Origin of the sequence: Mesorhizobium sp. M7A.F.Ca.US.006.04.2.1 (assembly GCF_004022915.1) — a bacterium.
Classification (GTDB): domain Bacteria; phylum Pseudomonadota; class Alphaproteobacteria; order Rhizobiales; family Rhizobiaceae; genus Mesorhizobium; species Mesorhizobium ciceri.
Genome location: NZ_RZQA01000216.1, coordinates 1 through 7,928, shown reverse-complemented (window position 1 = coordinate 7,928; position 7,928 = coordinate 1). Strand labels below are relative to the sequence as shown.

Here is a 7,928-nt window from a genome sequence, read left to right as displayed (position 1 = left end):
CTCCCGATACGATCATGAAAGCCTCGCTCTGGAAGGTATAGGCTCGCTGGTCCCATTGCTACGGCGGCACCGGATCACCCATCTGGTGCTTGCAGGCGAGATCAAGCGCCGGCCGCGATTGCTTGCGCTGCGCCCCAGTCTCAGCCTGCTCGCGGTAATTCCGCTGGTCGTCTTGGCGCTCGCGCGTGGCGACGATGGCCTGCTGAAGGTCTTGGCGAGGGGCCTCGAAGCCCGTGGAATAAAAGTTGTCGGCGCCCATGAAGTCGTGCCGAGCCTTGTCGCCGCCGAAGGCGTCCTGACCAACGCCGCGCCACAAAAGTCGGACTGGCGTGACATCGAGGCAGGCCTTGCCGCAGCAAAAGCCATCGGGGCGCTGGACATCGGCCAGGCCGCGATCGCCATCGGTGGCCGGACCATTGCGCTGGAAGGCATCGAAGGAACAGCCGGATTGCTTGAGCGGGCAAAGCTTTTACGCGGCCACGGCCGTATTGCGGGCAAGACCCGCGGCGTCCTGGTCAAGTGCGCCAAGCCTGGCCAGGAACTGCGAGCGGATCTTCCGTCCATCGGCCTGCAGACGGTCGAAGCAGCGCATGCAGCCGAGCTTGCCGGGATTGCCGTCGAGGCGGGACGTTCGCTGGTTCTCGAAGGTCCTGAAACCATCGCGCGCGCCAACGCACTCGGCCTGTTCGTCATTGGCCTGCCTGCCACGACGGAGCCGCACAGTGGCTGACAGGGCATTGAAGATCGCGATTGTTGCCGGCGAGGAGTCCGGCGACCTGCTCGGCGCCGACATAGTACGCTCGCTCAGGCAGGCGGCCGGGCGCGAGGTGCAACTCGTCGGCCTCGGCGGCCGTCATTTGCAGACGCTGGGACTGGTCTCGCCATTCGATGCCGGCGAGATCGCCCTCATGGGGTTCAGTGCCGTCCTGCGCGACCTTCCGCGCCTGATGCGGCGGATCAGCCAACTGGCCAAGACCGTTGCCGACGAAAAGCCGGATTGCCTCGTCACCATCGACAGTCCGGACTTTTCGTTGCGCGTCGCCAAAAAGGTGCGTGCGGCCAACCCGTCGATTCCGATCATCCACTATGTCTGTCCCAGCGTATGGGCGTGGCGGCCGGGCAGGGCGGTCGCGATGAAGCCCTATGTCGACCACATCCTCTGCATCCTGCCTTTCGAGGTTAAGGAGTTGGAGCGGCTCGGCGGGCCACCGGGCACCTATGTCGGGCATCGCCTGACGCACGATGCGGGCTTGCTCGCTGCAGCCAAGGCGCAGGAGTTGCCGCGCGACCTTTCTCCTGATCGGGTCAAAACCTTGCTCGTCCTGCCCGGTTCGCGGCGTAGCGAGGTACGGCGGCTGCTCGACCCGTTCGGCGAGACGGTGTCGATCCTGCGCGCGCGCGGCCACCGCTTGCGGCTGCTGCTGCCGACCGTCCCGCATGTCGCCGACCTCGTCAAATCTTCCGTCAACCGCTGGGATGAAAAGCCTGAGATCATCGTCGATCCCCAGCGCAAATGGCAGGCTTTCGGCAGGGCCGATGCGGCGCTGATCGCGTCCGGGACGGTATCGCTGGAACTGGCGCTGGCCGGCGTGCCGATGATTTCCTGCTACAGGCTCGACCCGGTCGCGCGCATCTTGGCGCCGTACCTCGTTTCCGTCTGGTCGGCGCTGCTGCCCAATCTGATATCGGATCGAGCGCTTATTCCCGAATTCTACGACGGCTATATCAAGCCGAACAACCTTGCCCGGCAATTGGAAGCACTGTTCGCCGACAGCGGCATGCGTGCCTGGCAGAAGGATGGATTTGCAGAGATCAGGCGGCGCATGGCTACCGGTAGACCGTCCGGCGAGATCGCCGCGCAGGTGGTGATGCGGTATGTCAAGAGAGTGAGTAGTCAGTAATCAGTAGAAATGGTCGACTTCACTACTCACTACTCACTACTCACTACTCACTATTTCCTAATTCACCGCTTGGCGATCGGCACGTAATCCCGCTCCGGTGCACCGGTATAGAGCTGGCGCGGGCGGCCGATCTTCTGGCGCGGATCCTCGATCATCTCTTTCCACTGGGCGATCCAGCCGACGGTGCGGGCGACCGCGAACAGCACGGTGAACATGGTGGTGGGGAAGCCCAGCGCCTTCAGCGTAATGCCGGAATAGAAGTCGACATTCGGGTAGAGCTTCTTCTCGATGAAATAGGAATCGGTCAGCGCGATCTTTTCCAGCTCCATGGCGATGTCGAGCAGCGGATCGTCCTTGATGCCGAGCTCGCCCAGAACCTCATGTGCCGTCTTCTGCATGATCTTGGCGCGCGGATCGTAGTTCTTGTAGACGCGGTGGCCGAAGCCCATCAAGCGGAACGGGTCGTCCTTGTCTTTGGCGCGGGCGATGAATTCGGGGATGTGATCGACATGGCCGATCTCGCCAAGCATGTTGAGCGCCGCTTCATTGGCGCCGCCATGCGCGGGTCCCCACAGGCAGGCTATGCCGGCGGCGATGCACGCAAACGGGTTGGCGCCCGACGAGCCGGCGAGGCGAACGGTCGAGGTCGAGGCATTTTGCTCGTGGTCGGCGTGCAGGATGAAGATGCGTTCCATGGCGCGCGCCAGCACCGGATTGATCTTGTATTCCTCGCAAGGCACGGCAAAGCACATATGCAGGAAGTTGGCGGCAAAGTTCAGCTCGTTCTTCGGGTAAATGAAGGGCTGGCCGATGTGGTATTTGTAGGCCATCGCCGCGATCGTCGGCATCTTGGCGATCAGCCGCATGGAGGCAACCATGCGCTGGTAGGGGTCGGAAATGTCGGTGGAGTCGTGATAGAAGGCCGACAGCGCGCCGACCACGCCGCACATCACCGCCATCGGATGCGCGTCGCGGCGGAAGCCGGTGAAAAAGCGCGACATCTGCTCATGCACCATGGTGTGGCGCGTCACGCGGTAATCGAAATCGTCCTTCTGCGCCTTGGTCGGCAATTCACCGTAGAGCAGGAGATAGCAGACCTCGAGGAAGTCGCCATGTTCGGCCAACTGGTCGATCGGATAGCCGCGGTGCAACAGGATGCCGGCGTCGCCGTCGATGAAGGTGATTTCGGACTCGCAGCTTGCCGTCGAGGTGAAGCCGGGATCGTAGGTGAAAGCGCCGGTGGTTGAGTAGAGCGAGGCGATGTCGATCACATCAGGCCCGACCGAACCGCTTCGCACCTTGAATTCATGGGTCTTGCCGGCGAATTCAAGCGTTGCGGTGGCCTCTTGGGTCTTGCCCAAATCCAGTTTTTTCGCAGCTTCGGTCATTGCAAACTCCTTCTTGTTTCCTCATGCCGGCAAAGGCAAATTTCGCAGAGCGACACGTCGAAAATCACCGCAATGCGCGTATTCGCCACCGCATTTCAGGAGGTGCGTGCCAGATTGGGCCAAGGCCTAATGTTGCACTGCGAAACCCGCCTTTCAATGCCAATCTTCTTGGGCCAGTTTGCTCCTAATCGATTTGATCTGAGATGCGCGCCAGGCTTTCCTCGCGGCCGAGCACGGCGAGCACATCGAACACGCCCGGCGAGGTGCTTTTGCCGGTCAAAGCGGCGCGCAAAGGCTGGGCCACCGCGCCGAGCTTGTGGCTGCCGGCCGCTGCCACCTCGCGGATCGCCGCCTCCGCCGAGGCGGCTGTCCAGTCACCCGCAAGCCCGTTCAAAGCTTCGTGAGCACTGCGCAGGATCTTGCGGGCGTCATCGGTGAGCAGAAGGGCCGCCTTGTCGTCGATCGGCAGCGGTCGGGTGGCAAACAGGAAAGCCGCGCCGTCGACGAGCTCCACCAGCGTCTTGGCGCGCTCCTTCAGGCCCGGAAGCGCTGCCAGCAACTGCGCCTTGGTGCTGTCGTTCAGGCGTGCGGCGATCGCCGGGCCACCTTCGAGGTAGGGCAGGGTGGCGATGAAGATGTCGAACAGTTCGGCATCGCTCATGCGGCGCATATGCGCGCCGTTGATTGCCTCCAGCTTGGCGAAGTCGAAGCGCGCCGCGCCCTTGTTGACATCGCCTATGTCGAACCAGGAGATCATGTCCTTGATCGACATGATCTCGTCGTCGCCATGGCTCCAGCCGAGACGCGCCAGGTAGTTGAGCAGCGCCTCCGGCAGGTAGCCCATGGCGCGATAGGCCTCGACGCCAAGCGCGCCGTGCCGCTTCGATAGCTTGGCGCCATCGGCGCCGTGGATCAGCGGGATATGCGACATGGACGGCACGTCCCAGCCCATGGCGTTGTAGATGACGGTCTGGCGGGCGGCATTGGTCAGATGATCATCGCCGCGAATGATGTGGGTGACGGCCATGTCATGATCATCGACGACGACGGCATGCATGTAAGTGGGATTGCCGTCGGAACGCAGGATGATGAAGTCATCGAGATCCTTGTTGGGAAAGCGCACGTCGCCCTGGACCCGGTCATGGACGACGGTCTCGCCTTCGGTCGGCGCCTTGATGCGGATGGCGCCCTTGGCGCCTGCGGGTGCCTCTGAGGGGTCGCGGTCGCGCCAGCGGCCATCGTAGCGGGGTGGCAGCCCCTTGGCTCTGGCGGCCTCGCGCATGGCCTCCAGTTCGGCTGGCGTGGCGTAGCAATAATAGGCCTTGCCCATGCGCACGAGCTCCTCGGCCACCTCGCGGTGGCGGGGCGCACGCTCGAACTGCGACACCGGCTCGCCGTCCCAGCTCAGGCCAAGCCAGGAAAGCCCGTCGAGGATGGCAGCCGTCGCGGCTTCATTGGAGCGTTCGCGATCGGTGTCCTCGATGCGCAGCAGCATCGTGCCGCCGGTATGCTTTGCATACAGCCAGTTGAACAGCGCCGTGCGCGCGCCGCCTATGTGCAAATAGCCGGTGGGCGAGGGGGCAAAACGGGTGACGACCTTGTCGGACATGGAACTCTCGGAAACCATCTGAAGCGGGGTGCGGTCGCGCGGACTTTCGCGCTTTGCGCGTTCATGTAGCATAGGGTGTCGAGGGCGCAAGGGGCAGACCCGATGGCTGGACGAGGCTGGGGCTCGGATCAGGGCGAGGACGCTGCCATTGGCGTCAGCGAACGGTCCCTGTTTGCGCCTCTGCCAGCCTCATTGCCGCCGCCGTCGCCCCTCGTGCCGGATTCCGGCAAGCTGCCCTTGCAAACGGGTATCGCCGCCTCTGTTCCTGTTGCCGGAACCGGCAGGATCGTGCGCGTGCGCCGGCAGATCGGCCTGATATCACTGCCACGCCTGCGCCACAGCGTGAACATGGCGGCGAGCCTGGAACTCGACCGGGGCGTGGCCTTCCTGCTGGTGCCGGTCTGCCTTGCGATCGGAGCGATCGGCTATTTTTCGCTGACGGCTGAACCCGACTTTGCGAGACCTGTCGCGGTTGTCATCCTGACGGGGATCTGTGCGCTGGTCTCGCGCTCATGGCCAAAGACCCATCTGTGTTTCATGGCGGCACTTTTGTGCGCCCTAGGACTGCTTGCTGCCAAGGTCGAGACGTGGCGTGCGGGCACACAAATGTTGGGCTCGGAAATCTCGACGCAGGTGACCGGCCGCGTCGTCTCGCTCGACCGGATGGAAACTGGCCGTATCCGGCTGACCATCGACGTAACATCGACCGCAAGACCGAAACTGCGCTATGCGCCGGAACGGGTACGGCTTTCGGCACGCAAGATCCCGGCTGACGTGACCGCAGGCTCGCTCATCACTGGATATGCCAAGCTTTTGCCGCCGACCGGGCCGGTGCGACCGGACAGCTATGATTTCTCCTTCGACAGCTATTTTGCCGGCATTGGTGGCAGCGGATTCTTTCTCGGCAATCCAAAGCTTGTCGTCAGCGATGATGGCGACATGCCGCTGTCGGCCCGAATTTCCTCCAGCGTGGAAAATGCCCGTGAAGGCATCGCCGACCATATCAGGGCGAGCGTCGGCGGCGCCGAAGGCGAGATCGCCGCGGCGCTGATCGTCGGCGTGCGCGCCGGCATTCCCGACGACATCAATGAGGCGATGCGACGTACCGGCATCTACCACATCATCTCCATTTCGGGGCTGCATATGGCTCTGGTCGCCGGCACCATCATGGGGTTGCTGCGCGGCGCCTTCGCCTTGTTTCCCGATCTTTCCGCGCGTCGCCCGGTCAAGAAGTATGCCGCTGCCGCCGCACTGTTCTCGATCGCAGCCTACCTCGTCATCTCAGGTATCGTCGTCGCCGCCGAGCGCAGCTTCATCATGCTGGCAGTGATGCTGATTGCAGTTCTGTTCGATCGAGCAGCACTCACCATGCGCAATCTGGCGATCTCGGCGATCGCCGTCATCGTGGTGTCGCCGCATGAGGTGGTCGGCCCGAGTTTTCAGATGTCGTTCGCCGCGACCGCGGCTCTGGTCGGCGCTTATGCCGGCTGGGCGGATCACCGCGCGGGAAAAGCAAGACCGCCGCCGCCGAAGCGATCCTTGCCCGGGTTCCTGACACGAAAATTCCTGCTGGCGGCAATTGGTCTGGCCATGACCTCGATCATCGCCGGCAGCGCCACGACGCTGTTTGCCATCTGGCATTTTCAGCGTGTGTCGCCGCTCAGCCTGTTCGCCAATCTCGCGGTTATGCCGATCGTCACCGTCGTCATGTTCCTGGCCGTCGCCAGCGCGCTGCTGATGCCTTTCGGATTGGATTGGCCAGCTCTCTACCTGATGGGCAAGGGCCTGACGATGATGATCGCCATATCGGGCTGGATCTCCGAGCGTTCGCCTGTCGATGGGGTCGGGCTGATTTCGCAACAGTCGGTCCTGCTGGTGGCCATTGCCCTGGTCATCGCGACGATGGCGACGACATGGCTGCGGCTCGCGGCTCTGCCATTCGCGTTGGCAGGCTTGCTGACCGTCTCGGATACGCGCACGCCCGATGTGCTGATCTCGGAAGACGCCCGGCTGGTGGCGTTGCCGATCGGTGGCGGTGAGCTTGCCGTTAGCCGGCAACGGCCGAATGGATTCACCGTCGACAACTGGAAACGCGCGCTGACATCGGAAACCATCGTCGTTCCGGAAGTGTTCGACAACAGCGATGGGCAATTCGACGTCGCGGATGCCGTTGAGCTACCGCCGGGATCGCCGTTCTATTGCTCCTCAGGCGTTTGCGTGGCCAGGCACATGTCCGGTGCGATCATTGCCTATGTCGAGGACCGCAAGGACACCTGGAAAGCCTGCGGCTTCGCCGAGCTGATCGTCGTCAACGACGCCACCGCCTATGACGCCTGTCACAACCCGCTGGTTCTGGTCATCACCAAGCGGCAACTGGCTCGCAAAGGCAGTGCCGCGGTCTTCTTCGATCGCCAATCGGCGACCACGCCGGCGACGATCAGCTTCGCGGTGGACAGCCCATATCGGCCCTGGCACACGCAACGCAAATACTCTCGCGAGGCGAGGGGGCTGGCACCCTTCAAGAAACCCGAGAAGCCAGTGGTCAACCCACAGCCGTCTCAGTAGCGACGGATCAGGCCGACGAGCTTGCCTTGCACCTTGACCCTGTCCGGCCCGAAAATCCGTGTCTCATAGGCTGGATTGGCGGCTTCGAGGGCAATCGAGGCGCCCTTGCGGCGGAACCGCTTCAGCGTCGCTTCCTCTTCATCGACCAGCGCCACGATGATCTCGCCGGGGCTGGCCGTGTCGGCGTTACGGATGATAACGGTGTCGCCGTCGAAGATGCCGGCCTCGATCATCGAATCGCCCTTGACCTCCAGTGCATAGTGCGCGCCGCCCATGATCATGTCCGGCGGCACCGAAATCGAATGCGTCTGATGTTGGATGGCATCGATCGGCACGCCGGCGGCGATGCGACCCATGACCGGGATCGAAACGGCAGAGACCGCATCGTCGTCATTGCCGGGCGAAGGCATCCGCGAAGGCGCCGGCTTGATCTGCCGGCCAAGAGCACCACCCTGACCAAGACCT

The 7,928-nt window shown here is 63.1% G+C and carries 6 protein-coding genes; 3 read left to right on the top strand and 3 right to left on the bottom strand.

The genetic code is table 11. The annotated features are described in order from the left end of the window. Both lpxI and lpxB read left to right on the top strand, forming a co-directional pair. The coding region (gene lpxI / locus EN925_RS13940; RefSeq protein ID WP_128336623.1) for a UDP-2,3-diacylglucosamine diphosphatase LpxI at window positions 1-730 on the top strand (730 nt) is incomplete at its 5' end. After that, a complete protein-coding gene (lpxB, locus tag EN925_RS13935; RefSeq protein ID WP_127385140.1) occupies window positions 723-1,901 on the top strand; it encodes a lipid-A-disaccharide synthase in 1,179 nt (392 codons plus the stop codon). The genes lpxI and lpxB, both read left to right, overlap by 8 nt. Window positions 1,902-1,963: 62 nt before the next feature. Here lpxB and gltA read toward each other — a convergent pair whose 3' ends face one another. Next, window positions 1,964-3,289 (bottom strand): citrate synthase, encoded by a 1,326-nt coding sequence (gltA, locus tag EN925_RS13930; RefSeq protein ID WP_013531749.1) that lies wholly within the window; start codon window positions 3,287-3,289, stop codon window positions 1,964-1,966. A gap of 184 nt (window positions 3,290-3,473) precedes the next feature. After that, the gene (gene gltX / locus EN925_RS13925; RefSeq protein WP_127385141.1) at window positions 3,474-4,898 is read right to left on the bottom strand and encodes a glutamate--tRNA ligase; all 1,425 of its coding nucleotides are present in this window, start codon (window positions 4,896-4,898) and stop codon (window positions 3,474-3,476) included. Window positions 4,899-5,000: 102 nt separating this feature from the next. Between gltX and EN925_RS13920 the strand changes: the two genes are divergently transcribed. Beyond that, the gene (locus EN925_RS13920) at window positions 5,001-7,463 is read left to right on the top strand and encodes a ComEC/Rec2 family competence protein (protein WP_127369827.1); all 2,463 of its coding nucleotides are present in this window, start codon (window positions 5,001-5,003) and stop codon (window positions 7,461-7,463) included. Here the strand turns inward: EN925_RS13920 and lexA are convergent. Further along, window positions 7,457-7,928, bottom strand: a 472-nt coding sequence (gene lexA, locus EN925_RS13915; protein WP_128336622.1) for a transcriptional repressor LexA, incomplete at its 5' end; no start/stop codon positions are given. The two genes, EN925_RS13920 and lexA, sit on opposite strands and share 7 nt — an antisense overlap.

Coding starts and splice junctions, on each gene's coding strand:
- gltA (WP_013531749.1), bottom strand. CDS start 3,289: ATGACCGAAGCTGCGAAAAAACTGGATTTGGGCAAGACCCAAGAGGCC.
- gltX (WP_127385141.1), bottom strand. CDS start 4,898: ATGTCCGACAAGGTCGTCACCCGTTTTGCCCCCTCGCCCACCGGCTAT.
- EN925_RS13920 (WP_127369827.1), top strand. CDS start 5,001: ATGGCTGGACGAGGCTGGGGCTCGGATCAGGGCGAGGACGCTGCCATT.